The organism is Pseudomonas sp. NPDC007930 (genome assembly GCF_042958985.1).
Classification (GTDB): Bacteria; Pseudomonadota; Gammaproteobacteria; order Pseudomonadales; family Pseudomonadaceae; genus Aquipseudomonas.
The window spans coordinates 1-18135 of the sequence record NZ_JBIBKC010000015.1 but is presented as its reverse complement, the minus strand read 5'-3'; the positions used below and the strand labels follow the sequence as shown (position 1 = coordinate 18135).

Below are 18135 nucleotides of genomic sequence, written 5' to 3'. Positions count from 1 at the left end.
GCCGGCGCAAGGCCGGCCCGGGCGCGCCCGGGAGGGTCAGGGTTGTTGCGCGAGTTGGGCCTGGGCCACCGCCGCGGTCTGCGGGTAAACGGTTTTCAGCACCCCGCCCTGCCACTGCATCACAGTGGTGTCGGCGCGCTGGTTCTGGCCGTTGTCGGCGAACTTGGCGCCGATTCCGGCAGCGGTCTGGCCCACCGGGATGTCGACCTGGGCCACCGCCGCGCGGATGTCATCGGCCTGCAGCGACTTGGCGCCCTGCATGGCATCGAGGAAGATCTTCGCGCCCACGTAGTTGATCAAACTGTGCCCGGAACGCGGCTCGGTGCCGTAGCGCTTGCGGTAGGCCTCGGCGAAGGCGGCGATGCCCGGCGCGCCGGCCTCGTTGGTTTGAAACTGCGGAAAGTCCACGTCCAGCACGCCTTCGATGTTGGCCGCGCCCACCGCCTTGGCGGTGTCTTGCATCGAGTAGCCACCACCCGCGCCAATCACCGCCTTGGGCGCGAAGCCGGCTTCGCGGGCCTGGCGGAAGTACAGCACGGTGTCATTCTGATAGGAGGTTTGCAGCACCACGTCGGCCTGGGCGCCCTTGAGCCGCAGGATCAACGACGACAGGTCGACGGCCTTGGCCGAGTACGGCAGGGTTTCAACGATGTTCAGCCCCTGCTCGGCGGCGAACTGCTTCTGGAACTTGGCCACCGTGGTGCCGTAGAGGGCGTCTTCGTGGATGATCGCCACCTTCAGGGTTTTGGCGTCTACCCCCAGGCGTGGCGCGACGATTTCGGTGATCGCGGTGATGGTGCCCTTGGCGAAGTTCTTCGCCGTGGGGTTACTGCGAAACACGTATTGCAGGCCGCGGTCGGTGATGTCGTCGCTCACCGCGCCCAGCTCGAAGTACGGCACCGCGGCCACCTCGGTGACCTGGGTGGCGGCGAACGACAACGCCGAGGAGTAACTGCCGAACACCGCCGTGACGTTCTGCCCGGAGGTGAGCTGGCGCGCGGCGCCCACGGCCTGGCCGGCGTCTACCGCGTCAGCCTTGACCAAGGTGATCGGCTCGCCTTTCAGGCCACCGGCGGCGTTGCGCTCGGCCACGGCCATTTCGGCGCCGCGAAAGCTTTCGTCACCCAGCAGGGCGAGGCCGCCGCTGAACGGGTACAGCGCGCCGATGCGCACATCGGCCGAGGCATGCAGGGAGCTACTGAGCAGCAGGGAAGCCAGGCCAAGCCTGGCCCAGGGAAGGGCCTTCATTGTTGTTATCTCCTGGTGTAGCGCGTCGCGGGAAGCGAACTTGAACCGGTTCAAATTCAGCCGCAAAAAAAACCCTCGTGAGGGGCGACTGTCGTTGCTGCCGGTGCCGTTTTTGGATTTATTCTGACCAAGATTTCTTTTTTGAACCGGTTCATTTTTAGTCCCGGTGGTACACTCCTGTCAAGCCACTGCCTGTGAAACCGCGATGAGAAGTGAAAAACCCAAGCTGCGTGACGTTGCCCAACTGGCCGGGGTTTCGCTGGGCAGCGCCTCGCGCGCGCTGTCTGCGCCGGGGCAGGTGAAGGCCACTACCCTGGCCAAGGTCGAAGCCGCCGTGCAGGCACTGGGCTACGTGCGCGACGGCGCCGCCCGCGCGCTGGCGCTGCGCCGCACCTTCAGCGTGGCGGCGATCTTCCCCACGCTGAACAACCCCATCTACGCCGACTCCATCCAGGCCCTGCAGCAGCGCCTGAACCAGCACAACTACCAGCTGCTGATCGCCTCCCACGAGTACGACCGCGAACGCGAACTGGCCAGCGTGCGCAACTTCATCGACCGCGGCGTCGAAGGGCTGCTGCTAGTCGGCACCGACCACCACCCGGCGGTGTTCGAGGCCCTGCGCCTGGCGCAACGGCCGTACGTGCTGATGTGGTCGGTCGATGCCTGCGCCGATCATCACTGCGTAGGCTTCAGCAACGAACAAGGCGGCGAGCTGATCGCCCGCCACCTGCTGCAACTGGGCCACCGCCACCTGGCGGTGCTGTGCGGCCAGCGCGAGCACAACGAGCGCGCGCGCTTTCGCATCCAGGGCATCCGCCGGGCGCTGGCCGCGGCCGGGCTCGAGCTACCGGAAAGCCACATCATCGAACAACCCTTCACCCTCGAGGGCGGCCGCGCCGGCCTGCACGCCGCGCTGGCCCTCAACCCCCGCCCCAGCGCGCTGATCGGCACCACCGATCTGCTCAGCCTCGGCGCCTGTGACGAAGCCCGCCGCCTGGGCGTGGCGGTGCCCGAAGGGCTGTCGGTCACCGGCTTCGACGACATCGCCTTCTCTGCCGTGGCCCACCCGCCGCTGACCACCGTCAGCGTGCCGATCGAAGCGATCGGCCACCAGAGCGCCGACACCCTCATCGCCCAGATCGAAGGCCGCCCGGCGCAGGCACGCACCTGCCTGGAGATCGGGCTGGTGGTGAGGGGCAGTACGGGGGTGGCGGGGTGAGGTTTGCAGGGCGTATAGCGCTACTATCCGTCTGCGCGCTAAATTACAGTTAGGGGCGTTGATTGCTTTGGTGTGGTTTTACTGAGCGCATGGCTTGACTGGCCCCTCGCCCGGCACAGCCGGCCTCCCACCAGATTTGTGTAAGTACTTGATTTACGGGGCACCACAGAACTGGTGGGAGGCCGGCTGTGCCGGGCGAAGGGCCCTTGAGCCTGGCGCCTGCCCCCCACTCTCCTCATCAGCAAGGAACGCCCCCATGCCCCTGGATTGGCACAGCGCCCCTCTCAGCCGCCACACCCCGATCGACACCGGCTACCGCAACACCCAGAACGTGCGCCGCTTCATGCGCGAGCAGTGCGGCGAGCGGTTCCGCTTCGATCGCCCGTTCATGGCCTGGGTGCGCAGCGGCGCGCCGGCTGACCTGGGCGCGGTGGTGGATGAGTGGCTGCGCTTGCATCCCTAGCCCTCAGCGAAAAAACTGGCTTGGCGTGGTGCCGAAGTGCTTCTTGAACATCGTGGTGAACGCGCTCGGGCTGTCATAGCCCAGGCCGCCAGCCACGTCGATGATCTTCTCGCCCTGGGCGATGCGCTCCAGCGCCTGCAGCAGGCGCGCCTGCTGGCGCCATTGGCCGAAGGTCATGCCGGTGTGGCGGCGGAACAGCCGCTGCAGGGTTTTTTCGTCGACGTTCAGCCGCGCGCTCCACTGCGCGGCGGTGGTGGCGGCGCCGGGGTCTTGTTGCAGCGCCTGGGTGATCTGCCGCAGGCGCGGCTCGGCCGGTTGTGGCAAGTGCAGCGGCAGGGTTGGCAGCAACGCCAGTTCGTCGAGGATCAGGCGCATCACCCGGCCCTCGCGGGAGGCCTCGCTGTAGCCGGGTTCGATCGCCACCGCGGTTTTGATCAGCTCGCTGAGCAGCGCCGACACCCGCACCACCTGGGTACTGGCCGGCAGCGCCGGGGCGGCGCCGGCGCGCACGAACAGGCTGCGCATCTTCACCGCGCCCACGCAGCGGATGGCGTGGCTGTGGCCGCCGGGCATCCAGATGCCGCGGCTGGGCGGCACGGTCCATTGGCCGTGGTCGCAGCGCACCACCATCACCCCGTCGATGGCGTAGATCAGCTGGTGTTTTTCATGCTGGTGCGCCGGGATCTGCCAGTTGACCGGGTAATCGGTGGCGCTGGCGAGCACCGCGCCGGCGCCTTGGTCGATGGCGCGTAAAAACTCATCCAGTGGTTTGACCATCTTGCCCTTTTTGCGATAGCTGCTGCCTGATCAGCGTGAGACAGGCGTTTTCGAGGGCCCTAGCATACGCCGGCACCCACCAGAATGAGAAACCCCATGCCCACCTTGAACCCGGCCTTGGCCACCCGCCCTGCCCCCGCTTCCACCTCGTTTGGCATCCTTGGCGCAATCAGTTCGGCGCACTTGGTCAACGACATGATGCAGTCGATCCTGCTGGCGATTTACCCGGTGCTCAAGGGCGAATTCAGCCTGAGCTTCATCCAGATCGGCCTGATCACCCTGATGTACCAACTCACCGCCTCGCTGCTGCAGCCGCTGATTGGCCTGTACACCGACCGCCGGCCCAAGCCATGGTCGCTGCCGTTCGGCATGGCCTCGACGATGGCCGGCCTGCTGGTGCTGGCGTTCGCGCCGAACTTCGCCACCGTGCTGCTGGCGGCGGCGCTGATCGGCCTCGGCTCGTCGGTGTTCCACCCAGAATCGTCGCGCATCGCCCGGCTGGCCTCGGGGGGCAAGCATGGTTTGGCGCAGTCGCTGTTCCAGGTGGGTGGCAACCTCGGCACGGCGGTCGGCCCGCTGGTGGCGGCGGTGGTGATTGTGCCCTACGGCCAGGGCAGCGTGGCCTGGTTCGCGTTGGCGGCGCTGGCGGCGATGGCAGTGCTGGCGCGGGTCAGCCACTGGTACGCCAACCACCCAGGGGCCGGGGTTCGCCGCGCCAACGCGGCGGCCACGGCGCCCAGCCATAGCCCACGGGCGATCCTTGGCGCGGTGGCGGTACTGCTGGTGCTGATTTTCTCGAAGTACTTCTACATCGCCGGCTTGAGCAGCTTCTTCACCTTCTACCTGATCGGCAAGTTCGGCCTCAGCGTGCAAGCGGCGCAGGTGCAGTTGTTCATCTTCCTCTTCGCCTCGGCAGCGGGCACCGTGCTCGGCGGCCCGATCGGCGACCGCATCGGCCGCAAGCCGGTGATCTGGGCGTCGATCCTCGGCGTGGCGCCGTTCGCGCTGGCGCTGCCGCATGCCGACCTGTTCTGGACCACCACCCTCACGGTGATCATCGGCTTTGTGTTGTCGTCGGCGTTCTCGGCGATCCTGGTGTATGCCCAGGAACTGATCCCGGGCAAAGTGGGCATGGTCTCCGGGTTGTTCTTCGGCTTTGCCTTTGGCATGGGCGGCCTGGGCGCGGCGCTGCTGGGCTACTTCGCCGACCATTTTGGCATCGACGCGGTGTACCAGGCGATCGCCTACCTGCCGCTGCTCGGCGTGGTCGCGGCGCTGTTGCCACGCCAACGCCGGGCATAGCGCTTGCCGCTTGCCCCTTAACCCATTACCTTGCCAAGAAACTGCTGGGTGCGCGCCTCGCGGGGCGCGCCGAACAGCTGCGCCGGCGGGCCGCTTTCAACGATCCGCCCGGCGTCGAAGAACACTACCCGGTCGGCCACTTCGCGGGCAAAGCCCATCTCGTGGGTGACCACCACCATGGTCATGCCTTCGGCGGCCAGTTCCTTCATCACGTTGAGCACTTCGTTGACGGTTTCCGGGTCTAGCGCGGAGGTGGGCTCGTCGAACAGCAGCAGCTTGGGCTTCATCGCCAGCGCGCGCACGATCGCCACCCGCTGCTGCTGGCCGCCGGAGAGCTGCGCCGGGTAGTCCTCGGCCTTGTGCGCCAGGCCGACCCGCTGCAGCAGCGCCAGGGCGGTGTCGCGGGCCTCGCGCTTGCCCATGCGGCCCAGCTTGACCGGCGCCAGCATCATGTTGGCGAGCACGCTCATGTGCGGGAACAGCGTGTAGTCCTGGAACACCATGCCCACCTCTTCGCGCAGCCGCGCCAGCGCCTTGCGGTCACCGGCCTGGGCGTTGCCGCCGCCGGCGATCAACACCTCGCCGGCGCTGGGTTCTTCGAGGCTGTTCAGGCAGCGGATGAAGGTCGACTTGCCCGAGCCGCTGGGGCCGATGATCACCACCACCTCACCGGCGGCGACGTCAAGGTCGACCCCCTTGACCACTTCCACCGCGCCAAAGTGTTTGCGCAGCCCACGCACCCTGAGCATGCTGCTCATTGCCCGGCCTGCGCCTGGGTGGCCTGCTGCAGGCGCTGTTCGGCCGCGGCCAGTTGCCCGCGGCGCGCCTGGTTGGCTTGCTGCTGGGCCTGCAAGCGCTGGCCGGCGCCCTGCAGCGCGGCGAGCAAGGTCGGCAGCGCCGGGCCGCCTTGGGAGGCGCGGGACTGCACGTTCGCGGCAGGGTCCAGGCACAGGCGGACTTTTTCCGCGTCGAGGTTCAGCGCGTGGCCGAGCTGCTCCAGGGCGCAGGCATCGACCATCGCGCTGTCGATGCGGTAGGCCGGCAGGCCGGCGTCCATGGCCATGCGCACGGCACCACCGACCACGTGGTGGGCCTCGCGGAACGACAGGTCGGCCTCACGCACGATCAGGTCGGCCAGGCCAGTGGCGGTGGAAAAATCTTCGCTGGCCTTGCGCAGCGCTGGCGCTTCATTAGGGGTGGCGCTGCGCAGCACCAGCTCGAACAGCTTCAGGCAGCGCAGGCTTTCTTCGGCGGCCTCCCAGAAGCCGCGGGTGCCTTCGCGGTTGGCATCGCCGGTGTGCGAGAAGTTGGTGCCCTTGACCGTGGTGCTGGCCGCCACCAGCAGGCCGAGGATGTGCCCGCTGCGGCCCTTGAGGTACTCCAGCACGGTGGGGTTTTTCTTCTGCGGCATGATGCTCGAGGTGGCGGCGATGCTGTCGGGGAAGTCGATCAGGCCGAACTCGTGCGTGCTCCAGACGAAGTAATCCTGCGCCACGCGGCTCCAGAACACCGCCAGCAGGCTCAGGTGTGACAGGCTCTCCAGAATGAAATCCCGCGAGCCGACGGCGTCCAGGGCGTTGTCGACCACCCCGTCGAAGCCCAGCAGCTCGGCGGTGCGCGCGCGGTCGATGGCGAACGGGGTGCCGGCGAAGGCGGCCGCGCCCAACGGGCTCTGGTTCATCGCCTGCAGCGTGCCTTCGAGGCGCTGGCTGTCGCGGGCCAGGGCCTGCTCAACTGCCGCCAGGTAGTAACCGTAGGTGATCGGCTGCGCCGGCTGCAGGTGGGTGTAGCCGGGCATGACCACCCCGGCATAGCGCTCGGCGCTGGCCAGCGCGGCCTGGCGCACTTCGCCGAGGGCGTCGAGCAGGTCCATCAGCACCTCGCGGCAGCGCAGGCGGTCGAGGGTGGCGAGGATGTCGTTGCGGCTGCGCCCGGTGTGCAGGCGCCCGCCGACGTCGGCGCCAATCTGCTCGATCAGGTGCGCCTCGTAGTTGAAGTAGGCGTCTTCGCGGGAAGGGTCCAGCGGCACCTGGCCGGCGCCGGCGGCTTCCATCGCCAGCACACCGCGGGCCAGGGTGGTGGCGTGTTCCTGGGCGATCAGGCCCTGCTCGGCGAGCATCACGATGTGCGCCTTGTTGACGTTACCCAACGCCACGAACCCACTGGCGAAGCCTTCCAGGCGCGGCCGGTAGATGTACTCGTTGACCTCCGGGGCGGTGGTTTCTTTCAAGCGACGACTGACTTTGGACTGTTGCACGGTCAAACCCCTTTAGCACGCACCGCCGGACGACCCAGGCGGCGCTCCAGATAACGGCTGAGCCAGCTCAGCGACGAACACATCACGAAGTACACCAGCAGCACCGTGGCGTAGACCGAAAACGCCGGGCTGCTGCCGGTCATCACGGTGGTACGCTCGATGATGATCTGCCCCACCTTGAGGAACTCCCCTACCCCCACCAGCGCACCCAGCGAGGTGGCCTGCACAAGCATGGTCAGCAGCCCGGTGAAGGCCGGCAAAATAGCCCGCATCGACTGCGGGGCGATCACGTAGAGGTAGATCTGCCAGGGCCGCAGCCCCAGCGCCCAGGCGCTCTTCCACTGGTGGCGGGCGACGGACTCGAGCCCGCCGCGAACGATCTCGATGCCATTGGCGCTGCCCCAGAGGGTCAGGCCGGTGGTCACCGCGGCGAACGGCGAGAGGTCGAGCCCCAGCATCGGCGCGCCGAAAAAAATGAAAAACACGTTGACGATCAGCGGGATCGAGCGAAACAACTCCACATAGCCGTGGATCAGCGCCCGCAACACCTTGTGCCGCAGCGTGGCGAGCACCCCCACCAGCGCCGAGATCAGCGTGGTGAACAGCAGGATCACCAGCGCCAGGCGCACGGTCATCCACAGGCCCTTGGCGACGAAGCCCCAGTTTTCGATCATGAAATGCATACAGGCCTCAGTGCCGGAACGGCCTTTGCAAATGGGCGGCCAGGCGCCCGGTGGCCAGGGCCAGCACGGCCACCAGCGCCAGGTACAGCACGCAGATGGCGCTGAACATCTCGATCGCGCGGAAATCCGTGGCAATGCGGTCGACCGCGACGAAGGTCAGCTCGGCCAGGCCAATCGCCTGCAGGTACGAGGAGTTCTTCAGCAGCGAAATGGCCGTGTTGAGCATCGCCGGCAAGCTGGTGCGAAACGCGATCGGCAAGGCCACCAGGCACAGGTACTGCGCCGGCCGCAGGCTCAGCGCCATGGCCGCCTCGCGCATGCCGTGCTCCACCGTGGCCAGGCCGCCGCGCACGTTCTCCACCTGGTAGGCGCCGGCCCACAACGACAGGCACAGCACCCCCGACCAGAACAACGACAGCTCCAGGCCCACCGCCGGCAGGCCGTAGAAGATGAAAAACAACTGCACCAGGATCGGCGTGTTGCGGATCAGCTCCACGTACAGCACCACGGCCTGGGCCAGCAGCGGCACCTTGGCGACCCGCGCGGCGCCGCCGAGGATGCCGATCAGCACCGAGCAGGCGATCCCCAGCAGCGACACCCGCAGCGTCATCAGTACGCCGGCCAGCAACGCTGGCCACTGGGCCAGCAGGTAGTGAACGTCGAAGTCCATGGCGCTGGCCTTACAACGCTTCGGCGGGCTTGGCCTGCTCGAACACGCTCAGGTAATAGGCCTGGATGTTCTCCGGCACGTAGGCCTGCACCCAGCCGCGGAACAGCTTCTGCTCATGCATGCGGGCGATCGCCGCGCTCAGGTAGTCGCGCCAGGCCTCCTCGTTCTTGCGCACGCCGATGGCCGCGTCGGAGATCTGGAACGGCTCGCCGATCAGGCGCGCGTTCGGGTCGTTGGCGGCCACCACCACCAGTGTGGCGGCGTCGTGGGTGTAGGCGTCGGCGCGGCCCTGGCGGAAGGTTTGCAAGGCATCGGCGGCGCTGTTCATGCGCAGGGTGTTCACCTCGGGCATGTGGTCTTCGAACCACTTGGCCTGCACCGAGCCCTTGAGGGTGGCGAGGGTTTTGCCCTTGAGGTCGGCGATTTTCTGAATGCTGCTGCCCTTGGCCACCAGCACGTCGCTGGCGCCCCAGCGGTACGGGGTGGTGAAGTCGATCACGCGCTGGCGCTCTGGGGTCACGCCGAGGGTGGCGATCAGCACATCGACCTTGTGCCCGATCAACTGCGGCACGCGGTTCTCGGCGGTCACACAGGTGAAGGTGACTTTATCCTTCGAACCCAGGGCCCATTCGGCCACCTGCTTGGCCATGTCGACCTCAACCCCGGCGTAGTCGCCGTTGTTGTTCTGGAAGCCATAAGGCGGTTGGTCGCAACGCACACCGGCGCGGATCACCCCGGCCTCTTTGATTTCAGCCGGCACCGCCGGCAACTCGGCGGCCAGGGCCTGGCTGGCGGCGGCCAACAGGCCGAGGGCGGTGATGAGGGGCTTGAACGAAAACGACATGGTGCCTCCTGGTTGAATACCTGCGCGCCTCGGGAGGAGGCTGCGCAACGAACGTCAGTGGGGCAGACAGAGGGAGGTACTGCGGCGGCATCTGTGTGCCTTCGGTGGTTCTGTTATAAAGCCTCTGGTTCATGCCAACAAATCACATTACAGTCAGCGCCCATACCGTTTTGATATGGGCCGCCATGAACTTCAAACAGATCGAAGCCTTTCGCGCGGTGATGCTCAGCGGTTCGATGACCGCCGCGGCGGAAACCCTGCACACCTCGCAACCGAACATCAGCCGCTTGATCGCCCAACTGGAACGGGCCAGCGGCTTCAAGCTGTTCCAGCGCACCGGCTCGCGGCTGCTGGCCACCGACGAAGGCGCGGCGCTGTTCGCCGACGTAGAACGGGCGTTCATCGGCCTGCGCAGCATCGAAGACGCCGCCTACAACATCCGCCGCGGCGGTACCGGCAGCCTGCGCATCGCCGCGGTGCCGTCGCTGTCATTGACGGTGCTGCCGCGGGTGATCCAACGCTTTCGCCAGGAGAACCCCGAGGTGGCGATTTCGATCCACACCAACGACTCCCCCGCCGTGGCGCGCTGGGCGGCCTCACAGTTCTGCGACCTGGCGCTGGCCTCGTACGTGGCCGAAGAAACCCCGGGGGTGACCGCGCAGGTGCTGTGCGACGTGGCCGGGGTGTGCATCTTCCCCCGCGGCCACCGCCTGCAGGCCCTGGCCACGGTCGGCCCGGAAGACCTCAAGGGCGAAGAGTTCATCTCGTTGCTGCACACCGACGGCTCACGCACCCGGGTCGACCGCGCCTTCCCCGACACCAAGGGCTACCGCCGGATGAACCTGGAAACCCCCTACGCCGCGACCATCTGCTCGCTGGTGGGGCTGGGCCTGGGGGTGAGCATCGTCAGCCCGTTGGTGGCCCAGGACTACCGCCACATGGGCATCGAAACCCGCCCGTTCACCCCGCAGGTGCGCTTCAGCACCTACCTGCTGATGCCCAGCGAGCGCCCGCAAAGCGTGCTCGGGCAACGCTTCGCGGGGTTGATCGGGGAAATGCTCGAAGAGGCGACCCGGCCGTGGCGGTGAGGCGGCTCAGAGGGCCCATCGCCCGGCACAGCCGGCCTCCCACCAGAATTGTGTAAGCAGTTGATTTACCTGTAAAAACAGAACCCGTGGGAGGCCGGCTGTGCCGGGCGAAGGGCCGCTTGCCTTAACGCAGCGCTGACTGAAGAGCCCTGCGGTATCGCCTCAAGGGGATAACGAACAGCCAGACAGGCAATAAGGACATCGCTAGAAAACACAGCAGCGCCAACACCCCGTAGACACGCCCGCGCAGAGACCATAACCCTACATCGAAAATCTCCAATACAGGGGCCAACAACACCCCGAGCACTGTCGTTAGACCGTACAAAATGATCGACCAGAGCAAAGCACTGGGCGCAGCAACACCGGCCACCGGGGCTACGGTTTTTCGCACCTGGCGAATCAACCCTCGAAGTAGCAGGGTAGGAAGCGCCAATAGGACAATGCCAGGCGGCAAGGCCATTCCGACATACAGCCAGCCCAAATCACCCCGAAGAAGCAGGTAGTACAGCAGCGCGAACACCGCGTAGTTCTGAAACGCGACCTGGCACAAACACACCCCAAACCACAACAACCCGTTCATCCATTCCCCTCCCGTTCATTCAACACATCACAGCGCGGCACCACCGCCACCAACCTCACCTCTACCCGCCGGTTCAGCGCCCTGCCGGCGGCTGCGTCGTTCACCGCCAGCGGCCGGCTGGCACCGGCGCCACTGGCGCTGAAGCACTGCGCCGGCAGTGGGCCCATGCGTTGCAGCCAGGCCTGCACGGCGTGGGCGCGGGCCAGGGACAGCTGCTGGTTTTGCAGCGCGTCGCCGGAGGCGTCGCTGTGGCCTTCGAGCACCACCTGCCAGCCGGGGTGGGCTTTGATCTGGCCGAGGGTGGCGATGAGTTGCGCGGGGGCCTGATGGCTGAATTCGGCGCTGCCCGGCTTGAACAGCGCCAGCGCGGGCAATTGCAGCGGGGCCGGTGGTGGGGGTAGCGGGGCTGGGCGCAGCCAGGCCCAGCCGAGGGCGGCGCTGGCGGCCAGGCACAGCACGCCGGCGGCGGCCCACCAGGGCCAGCGCGCGCGGCGCCGGGGCGGCGGGCCAAGCCAGAGCGCCAGTGGCGCAGGCCTGTGGCTGGGCGGCAGCGCGGCGGCCGGCCAGGGCTCCAACAGGGGTGCCGGCATGGCCGCCGGCTGGCGCTCCAGCGCGCCGCTGAGCTGGCCGAGCACCTGGCGCAGTTGGCCGAGCGCCGGCAACTGCGCTTGTGCCCGGCTGTGCAGCCACTGCTCGAGGTGGCGCAGCTCGGCGGCCAGCCGATGCAGGGCGGGCAGCTCGGCAGCACGGGCGTTGGCGCCTCGCAGCCAAGGCAGCAGTTGCCGGCACAGGCCCTCGAGGATTGCCAGCCGCTCGCCGTCGGCGGGCGGCCACAGCCGGCCCCATTGGTCGACGAGCCAGGGCCCCAGCCAGGCCATCGCCGCGGCGGCGCCGGGCACGCCTTCGCGGTGGGCCTGGGCCAGCGCCCAGGCGGCCACGCTGTGCAGTTCGGCGCCGTTGTCGCGCCACAGCGCCAGGCAACACTGCTGCACCCGTGCCCAGTCCACGTCGGGCCGCGCCGGGTGGTCGAGCTTGGCCAGTTCCTGGCGCAACTGGGCAAACGCCGGCAGCGCCCGCGGGTCCCCGCCGGGCCGGTCGGGGGCGGCGCCGATCAACGCGCCGCGGGTCATTGGCCACCGCCTTGGGCCAACAGGCCCTGGGCCCGCAGGTGGCGCAGCAGCACCCGGCCCTCGGCGTTGAAGGTGGTCGCAAAACGCGCGCGGCGGCCGTCGACCAGGCGCACGTGCAAGGTGTAGCCCCAATGCCCGGGCAGTACCTGCACCGGCGGCAACACCCGCACCTCGGCCAGGCGCGGCTCATGGGCCAGCAGCGTGGCGCGGATCGCCTCGCTGATGCCAGCGCCGGCCGGGTCGCTGCCCTGTAGCCATTGGCTAAGGTCGGGCAGGCCGTAACCGGGCAGGTGCGCCAGGGCACCGGCGCGGCTGTTGAGGATGCGCTGCAGGTTGTCGAGCAGCGACAACAACGGCTGGTCCACCTCGGCCACCGCGTGCAGGCCGAGGCCGCCGCTGAAGTTCAGCAGCAGGGTTTCGTACAACGACGGGAGATTGCGCTCCATGCCTCAGCCCTCTTCCAGCGGCAGCAAGGCCAGGTGGTTGTCGCTCAGCACCAGGCGCCGTGGCAGCTGCCGCTGCAACTGCTCGCGGGGCAACAGCAGGCGCCACTGCGCCGGCGGCCCTTCGGCCTGGCGAAACAACGCCACCACGCCAATGAAACGCGCCTGCTCGGCCAGTGGCACATCGAGTTGGCGGCCCTCGCCGGGCTTGACCACCAGCGCCCGCTCCTCCAGGCGGTCGGCGCCCAGCACCGGCTCGCTGTGGTCGAGCAACTGCTCATAGCTGGCCTGCTCGAAGCGCCGCGCGTCGGCCAATTGGTACACCCGCACCAGGGTTGGCGTGGCCAGCGCGCCCATGTGGGCGGCGTCGGTGTTGCTCGCCGGGCGCGCGCTCAGCTCCAGGTGCAGGGTGGTCAGCGGCCGGAAAAAGGCCTGCTGGGCGGTGCTGCGGGTGGCGTTGCCCAGGCGTTCGGCCCAGCCGCAGGCGGCCAGCAGGGCACACAGGCTGAGCAGCAGGGTGGTTTTAACAACGGTAGTCAACATGTTCATGGGCTCGTTCAACAGGGTAAGCAGGCAGGGCCACGTAACGGCCCAGGTGAAGGTGCAGGTGGCTGCCGCGGCAGGCGGCCGAGGCGCCATCGCCGCGGATGCCGAGCACCGTGGTTTGCCCCAGGCGCAGCCCGGGCTGGCCCAGTACCGGCGGTGGCAGGCAGGCGCGTGGCAGGCGCAGTTCAAGGCGGGCGCTGTAGCGCCAGCCCAGGTACACCCGCAGCAGCGCCAGCAGGTCACGGTGCAAGCGCCCGCCGGGCAGCCACTGGCAGGCTTCGGCGTAGTCGTCGGTGCGCAATTGCACGTGCACCTCGCTGTTGCCGTCATAGCCAAAGCGGCCCAGCGGCGTGCCCTGGCCGAGCACCATCGGCTGGCCGGTGCCAAGCCCGGCTGGCGCCGCCAGCAGCACCTTGCGCCGCGCGCAAGGCAGCACCCGCACCGTGCTGCGTGGCGCCAGCAGCGCCACCAACGCGGCGATGCCCTCGGCCTGGCGGGTGGGCAGGCGCATCACGCTGAGCAGCGCCAAAAACCGCGAGACCGGCGTGGCGATGTGCTCGGCGCTGCCGGGGATGCCCAGGCCGATCAACCCCAGCAGGCATTGCGAGGTGGCATCCGTGCCGCCGGCCTCGAACGTGGCCGGGTAGGAGTACTTGCGCCAGATCCGGTAGAACTGGGTAAACAGCCGGTGGTTGAAGATGTCGAGAAACGCCTCCAGCGCTTCGTGGCCTTCGCGGCGCTGAGCGATGTCATCGAGGTAGGCGCCAGGCAGTGGTGAGTCCACCCCGTACAGCCCCAGCAGGCGGGTGCGCACGGTGGCCGGCGCATCGCCCGCGGCGGCTTCGATCCCGCGCAGCTCCGCGGCCGGAAAGCCCATGCCCGGGTCGGGCCGGAAACGCACCGGGTCATCGCCGGGGTTGCAGGTGCTGCCCAGCGGCGGGTGCCCAGGCAGGGCCTGTTCGATCAACTGGCAGAGGCGGTACACGCTGGCCTCGGCGGCGCGCCCGGCCAGCGCCTCGAACAAGCCACTGGCCTTCAGCCGTTGATGTGCAGGCTGTGATGTTGTGTCCATCGCAGGGTTTTCCCTTCTGGTTGCACGCGCAGCGTGAGTTCGGTGAACAGGTTCATGTCGGCATAGAGGGCGAAGAAGCGGTGGAGCATTTCGCCGAACAGGCACACGTCGCCCTCGCCGCTGAAGCCGTTGCCGTCGAGCGTCACTTCGATGCCCACGCCGCGCAGCAGCAGGCCTTGCTCGTAGCGCTGCAGCAGTTGGTGGCGCACCGCGAGGATCGCCGCCAGGCGCCGGCGGTTGAGTTCGCAGCCCGACCAGTCGTACAGCGCGAGGGTGCCGCGCAGCACGTCGGGGTTGTCGAGCATCGGCAGGAAGTTCGCCCCCAGGTGGCTGAGCACCCGCCAATGGAAGCGGTCCTGGCTGGGTGGGTAGCAAGGCAAGGTCGGCGCGCACAGGTTGCGCACCTTGAGGCCGGCCAGGCCGGTGGCGGCGCTGTCGAGCAAGGTGCTGCGCAGCGCCCGCCGCGGCAGCTGGCCATGGGTGCCGGTGAGCTTGAGCGAAACCCGCTGCGGCGCGCCCAGGCGCTCGCGCTCGAAGGCCTCGCCGCCGAGGATCAACCAGGTGTCGTGCAGGCCGTTCGGGCCACGCCGCACGCGGGTGTGAAAGTAACGCTCCGGGGCGCCCTCGCGGAGCATTCCACCCTGATGGCGAAAGCTGGTGAACGGCACATAGGCGCCCGCGTCGGCGCTGCTGATGGGCAGCACTTCATCGACGCTGTAGATCTCCAGGTGGCCGTCTTGCAGGCGCTTGGGCCGCAGCAGGTACTCGGTTTGCAGCGGGTCGAGCGACATCGGGTCGGCTTCGAGGGGGAACAGGTTGATCACCGGCACCGCATGCAGCCGCAGGTGCTCGGCCTTGAGGCTGAACTGCGCCGGCCAAGGGTCTTCCAGCACAACCTCCAGCTGCAACCATGGGCTGCCGGCCGGGAGCTGGAGCTGCTCCAGGCCGTGCAGGGTGACGAACATGAATTTTTCCCGAAAGCAAAAGTACTCCAGCAGCAACTGGTAGCCGCTGAAGGCGCTGCTGCCCTTGGGCCAGAGGCGGTCTTGCTCGGCAAAGCCCTTGGCGGCGAAATGCCCGGCCAGGGCCTGGCGCTCTTGCCCCGGCAAGCGCACATAGAGCGCCGCCGCCTTGAGCGTCAGCGCCCGGTGCAAGGCGCTGGCCAGCGGCGCGTCGGCGTTCAGATACAGGGGGATCCGCGCCAGGTCGACCGCGGCCCAGTCGGCGCCCTCGGCGCAGGCCAGGCGCAGTTGCAGGCGGGCCCGGCCGTCGGCTTCGAAGCCCAGGCTCAAGGCGTCTACCGCCAGCGGGCGCAGGCGCAGCGGCTCGGTGGTGGTGTAGCTGCAGCGGGTGTGCCGCGGGCCCAGCGGCTGCGACTGCACCAGCACGCCCTGGGGCAACGGGTGGTCGCTTTTCAGGGTGGCGAGGTCTGGCGCCAGCTCAACGATCGCCAGCGACGGAATGGTCCGCAGGTAATGCGGCCAGAGCAGGCTGACCAGCCCCTCGGTGAGCTCGGGCAGGTCGTCGTCGAGTTTTTCCCGCAGGCGCCCCATGAGGAAGGCAAAGCCCTCGAACAGCCGCTCGACGAAGGGGTCGCGGGCACCGGGTTTATCCAGGTTGAGCAGCGCCGCGCGGTCCGGAAACGCCTCGGCGAACTCCTGGCCGGCCTCGCGCAGGTAGCGCATCTCGGCGTCGAAATAGCGCAGGGTGGGGTTGTCTTGGTCCATCGTGTATGGGTCCTTGGGTCAGGGGCAAAGCACGGCGGCGCGTACCGGGTCGCTGGCCACCAGGGCCGCGAGCAGGGTGTCCATGCGCCGCGCCAGGGCGGGTTTGTCGGCATCGCTGCGCTGGGCCTTGGCGCGCAGCAGCTTGAGCAGCCGGGCGTGCACTTCGAAGCTGAGCTCCGGCTCCCAGGCCGCCAGTTGCAACGCCTGGGCGCTGGCTTCCAGTTCACCGAGCAGGTGCAGCGCCAGTTCGGCGCGCCCGCACTGCTCGGCGACCCGCGCCATCAACAGCCGCAGCCACCAGCGCTGGCGCCCGCTGTGCAGGCCCGGCTGCTCGGCGAGCCAGGCCAGCGCGGCGTCGGCGCCGTCGCTGTCGGCCTGGGCCAGCGCTTGCTGTTCGAGCAGCTCCCACTGCGCCGGCGCCGCGGCAGCGCTGGCGTTGAGCAAGGGCGGCGCCGGGCGCGCCAGCACCTGCTCGCTGAGCCACTGGCGGGTGGCGTCGTCGGCGAACGGCGTGCCGTCGCTCCAGCACAGCGCCTCCAGCCCCGGCAGGCGCTCGAGCAGCATCGCCAGGTCGTGGCGCACCAGCGGCGCCCAACTGGCCTGAGGCGCCGGCAACTGCGCCAGTGCCTGGTGTTGGTAGGCCTGCAGGTCGAGCCAGAAGTGGTTCACGCCTTCGCCGAAGGCGCGGTCGGCCTGCTCCAGCAGCTCGGCCCAGAGGCGCTGGCGCTGCAACCGCTGCAACTGCGCGCGCAGTTCGCCGCGCGGCGGCGCTAGCCGGGTCAGGCCGTTGGCATCTTGCGGCGGCGGTTGCTGGAGGGTGTCCCAGCGCAGGGTTTTCATCAGCCGGTGCGCCGCCAGCCAGCCGTGGGGCTGCTCGTACAGGTAGGCGGCCAGGCGCCGGCCGCCGTCGAGCAGGTCGCGCCCGGAGGCAATCGCCGCCTCGGCCTGGGCCCGCGGCGCGGGGCTGGCCTGGGTTTGCGGCACCAGTGCGTCGGCGCCACCGGCGTGTGCCAGGCGCTGGCCCAACGCGCTGTACAACCCGCCCAACGCCGGGCGCTGCTCGGCCGGCCAGGCGCCCACGCCCTGCTCCAACCAGGCCAGCGCCGCCACCGTGCGCGCGGCCTCCGGCTTGGCCACCTCGGGGAAGCGCGCCAAGGCGTCGAGCACCTTGGCGCTGGCCAACCATTGCAGCGCTTGCTGGCGGCTGTTGGGGCGCAGCGGCAGCACCTGCTCACCGTAGCGCGCCAACAGCGCCGCGAGCAGGCCGAGGCCGTCGGCCAGGCCAGCCTCACCCACCTGCTGCAGGCGCGCCCACAGGTAATAGGTGGCCACGCGCAGGTCTTTGCAGCGGCGCGTGAGCAACTGCTCGGCGCTGCGCACGATGGCCGCGGTGTCGGCACCCGAGAGTTTGTTCACCTCCTCGCGCAGGGTTTGAAAGTCATCGTCGTAGGTAGGGTCTTCGCCGGCCGGGTTATCCGCGTGAATCGGCTGCAACCAGGCGTCCCAGCGCTGGGCATCGGCCTCGGCCATGGCCAGCGGCGCGGCCCCGCCCAGGCACTGTTCGATCAGTTGTTCGAGGCTCATGCGTCACCGCCTTGGGCGCCGCCCAGCAACACCTGCTTCGGCAACGTAAAATTCCTCAGCTTGAGCAACGCCAACGGCCCCTCGCCCAACTCCGTGCGCAGGTGCCAGCGCAGCGCTACGCCGTCTGGCGCCTGGATCACCAGCCGGTACTGGCCGGGGTCGTGGTCCAGCGGCGTGGCGGTGGCCTGTTCCAGCAGGCGGATCAGCCCCCAGTTGCCGGCGTAGTCGCCGTACAGCCGCTCGCCGCTTTGCAGCCCGGTCCAGGTCAGTTGCACGCCGGGCCGGTCACCGTGGCCGGGCCAGGTGAAGCGCTGCCAGCGTTCGCGCTGGTTGAAGTAGTGGTGGCTTTGCCCGTCGAGTGTGAAGCGGGTTTGCACCACGTCCCGCGCCGGCTTGCCAGACAATTCAAAGCCCATGCCCAGAGCGCCGTCGGTGTAGAGCACGTCGGCCAGCTCGCCGAGTTGGTTCACCGCCGTGAGAAACGCCGGGTTCACCCGCAGGC

At 68.5% G+C, this 18135-nt stretch carries 19 protein-coding genes; 4 read left to right on the top strand and 15 right to left on the bottom strand.

The features are described from left to right. Positions 1-36 precede the first annotated feature (36 nt). On the bottom strand, positions 37-1248 hold the full coding sequence (locus ACFZCE_RS22560) for an ABC transporter substrate-binding protein (protein WP_390942753.1): 1212 nt from the start codon (positions 1246-1248) through the stop codon (positions 37-39). A 205-nt stretch (positions 1249-1453) separates the two neighbouring features. On the opposite strand from ACFZCE_RS22560, the gene ACFZCE_RS22555 reads away from it, so the two are divergent. Together ACFZCE_RS22555 and ACFZCE_RS22550 are read left to right on the top strand one after the other, a co-directional pair. Then, complete coding sequence (locus ACFZCE_RS22555; protein WP_390942752.1) at positions 1454-2467, top strand: substrate-binding domain-containing protein; 1014 nt, start codon at positions 1454-1456, stop codon at positions 2465-2467. 256 nt (positions 2468-2723) lie between these two features. After that, positions 2724-2930 (top strand): DUF6434 domain-containing protein, encoded by a 207-nt coding sequence (locus ACFZCE_RS22550; RefSeq protein WP_390942751.1) that lies wholly within the window; start codon positions 2724-2726, stop codon positions 2928-2930. 3 nt (positions 2931-2933) lie between these two features. Here ACFZCE_RS22550 and ACFZCE_RS22545 read toward each other — a convergent pair whose 3' ends face one another. Continuing rightward, positions 2934-3707, bottom strand: coding sequence for a helix-turn-helix domain-containing protein (locus ACFZCE_RS22545; protein WP_390942750.1), 774 nt, complete (start codon positions 3705-3707; stop codon positions 2934-2936). Positions 3708-3803: 96 nt separating this feature from the next. Between ACFZCE_RS22545 and ACFZCE_RS22540 the strand changes: the two genes are divergently transcribed. Next, positions 3804-5009 carry an MFS transporter gene (locus tag ACFZCE_RS22540; RefSeq protein WP_390942749.1) on the top strand — a complete coding sequence of 402 codons (1206 nt, stop codon included), beginning with the start codon at positions 3804-3806 and terminating at the stop codon, positions 5007-5009. Between the two features lie 17 nt (positions 5010-5026). Here the strand turns inward: ACFZCE_RS22540 and ACFZCE_RS22535 are convergent, their stop codons facing one another. Genes ACFZCE_RS22535 through ACFZCE_RS22515 form a run of 5 tightly spaced genes read right to left on the bottom strand, consistent with a single transcriptional unit; the run spans position 5027 to position 9463 of the window. Next, the gene (locus tag ACFZCE_RS22535; RefSeq protein WP_390942748.1) at positions 5027-5767 is read right to left on the bottom strand and encodes an ATP-binding cassette domain-containing protein; all 741 of its coding nucleotides are present in this window, start codon (positions 5765-5767) and stop codon (positions 5027-5029) included. Continuing rightward, complete coding sequence (argH, locus tag ACFZCE_RS22530; protein ID WP_390942747.1) at positions 5764-7266, bottom strand: argininosuccinate lyase; 1503 nt, start codon at positions 7264-7266, stop codon at positions 5764-5766. Before argH ends, ACFZCE_RS22535 begins: the two co-directional genes overlap by 4 nt. A 2-nt stretch (positions 7267-7268) precedes the next feature. Then, positions 7269-7949: an ABC transporter permease subunit gene (locus ACFZCE_RS22525; RefSeq protein WP_390942746.1), complete on the bottom strand. Its 681-nt coding sequence runs from the start codon at positions 7947-7949 to the stop codon at positions 7269-7271. Between the two features lie 7 nt (positions 7950-7956). Continuing rightward, entirely contained in the window at positions 7957-8619 is a 663-nt protein-coding gene (locus tag ACFZCE_RS22520; RefSeq protein ID WP_390942745.1) for an ABC transporter permease subunit, read from the bottom strand. 10 nt (positions 8620-8629) lie between these two features. Further along, on the bottom strand, positions 8630-9463 hold the full coding sequence (locus ACFZCE_RS22515) for a transporter substrate-binding domain-containing protein (protein WP_390942744.1): 834 nt from the start codon (positions 9461-9463) through the stop codon (positions 8630-8632). A gap of 185 nt (positions 9464-9648) precedes the next feature. Here ACFZCE_RS22515 and ACFZCE_RS22510 point away from each other — a divergent pair, with 185 nt between their 5' ends. Further along, entirely contained in the window at positions 9649-10551 is a 903-nt protein-coding gene (locus tag ACFZCE_RS22510) for a LysR substrate-binding domain-containing protein (RefSeq protein ID WP_390942743.1), read from the top strand. A 124-nt stretch (positions 10552-10675) separates the two neighbouring features. On the opposite strand, the gene ACFZCE_RS22505 is transcribed toward ACFZCE_RS22510, so the two are convergent. The 8 genes from ACFZCE_RS22505 to ACFZCE_RS22470 form a co-directional block, all read right to left on the bottom strand. Beyond that, positions 10676-11131, bottom strand: coding sequence for a hypothetical protein (locus ACFZCE_RS22505; RefSeq protein ID WP_390942742.1), 456 nt, complete (start codon positions 11129-11131; stop codon positions 10676-10678). After that, on the bottom strand, positions 11128-12261 hold the full coding sequence (locus ACFZCE_RS22500; RefSeq protein WP_390942741.1) for an OmpA family protein: 1134 nt from the start codon (positions 12259-12261) through the stop codon (positions 11128-11130). The genes ACFZCE_RS22505 and ACFZCE_RS22500 overlap by 4 nt, the downstream gene beginning before the upstream one ends. Then, positions 12258-12707: a type VI secretion system baseplate subunit TssE gene (tssE, locus tag ACFZCE_RS22495; RefSeq protein ID WP_390942740.1), complete on the bottom strand. Its 450-nt coding sequence runs from the start codon at positions 12705-12707 to the stop codon at positions 12258-12260. The genes ACFZCE_RS22500 and tssE overlap by 4 nt, the downstream gene beginning before the upstream one ends. 3 nt (positions 12708-12710) lie before the next feature. Further along, positions 12711-13247, bottom strand: a complete 537-nt coding sequence (tssJ, locus tag ACFZCE_RS22490) for a type VI secretion system lipoprotein TssJ (protein ID WP_390942739.1) — start codon at positions 13245-13247, stop codon at positions 12711-12713. Next, positions 13228-14322, bottom strand: coding sequence for a type VI secretion system baseplate subunit TssG (gene tssG / locus ACFZCE_RS22485; RefSeq protein ID WP_390942738.1), 1095 nt, complete (start codon positions 14320-14322; stop codon positions 13228-13230). The genes tssJ and tssG overlap by 20 nt, the downstream gene beginning before the upstream one ends. Then, complete coding sequence (gene tssF, locus ACFZCE_RS22480) at positions 14286-16049, bottom strand: type VI secretion system baseplate subunit TssF (RefSeq protein ID WP_390942737.1); 1764 nt, start codon at positions 16047-16049, stop codon at positions 14286-14288. The genes tssG and tssF overlap by 37 nt, the downstream gene beginning before the upstream one ends. A gap of 18 nt (positions 16050-16067) precedes the next feature. Further along, positions 16068-17633, bottom strand: coding sequence for a type VI secretion system protein TssA (gene tssA / locus ACFZCE_RS22475; RefSeq protein WP_390942736.1), 1566 nt, complete (start codon positions 17631-17633; stop codon positions 16068-16070). Next, the coding region (locus ACFZCE_RS22470; RefSeq protein WP_390942735.1) for a type VI secretion IcmF C-terminal domain-containing protein at positions 17630-18135 on the bottom strand (506 nt) is incomplete at its 5' end. The genes ACFZCE_RS22470 and tssA, both read right to left, overlap by 4 nt.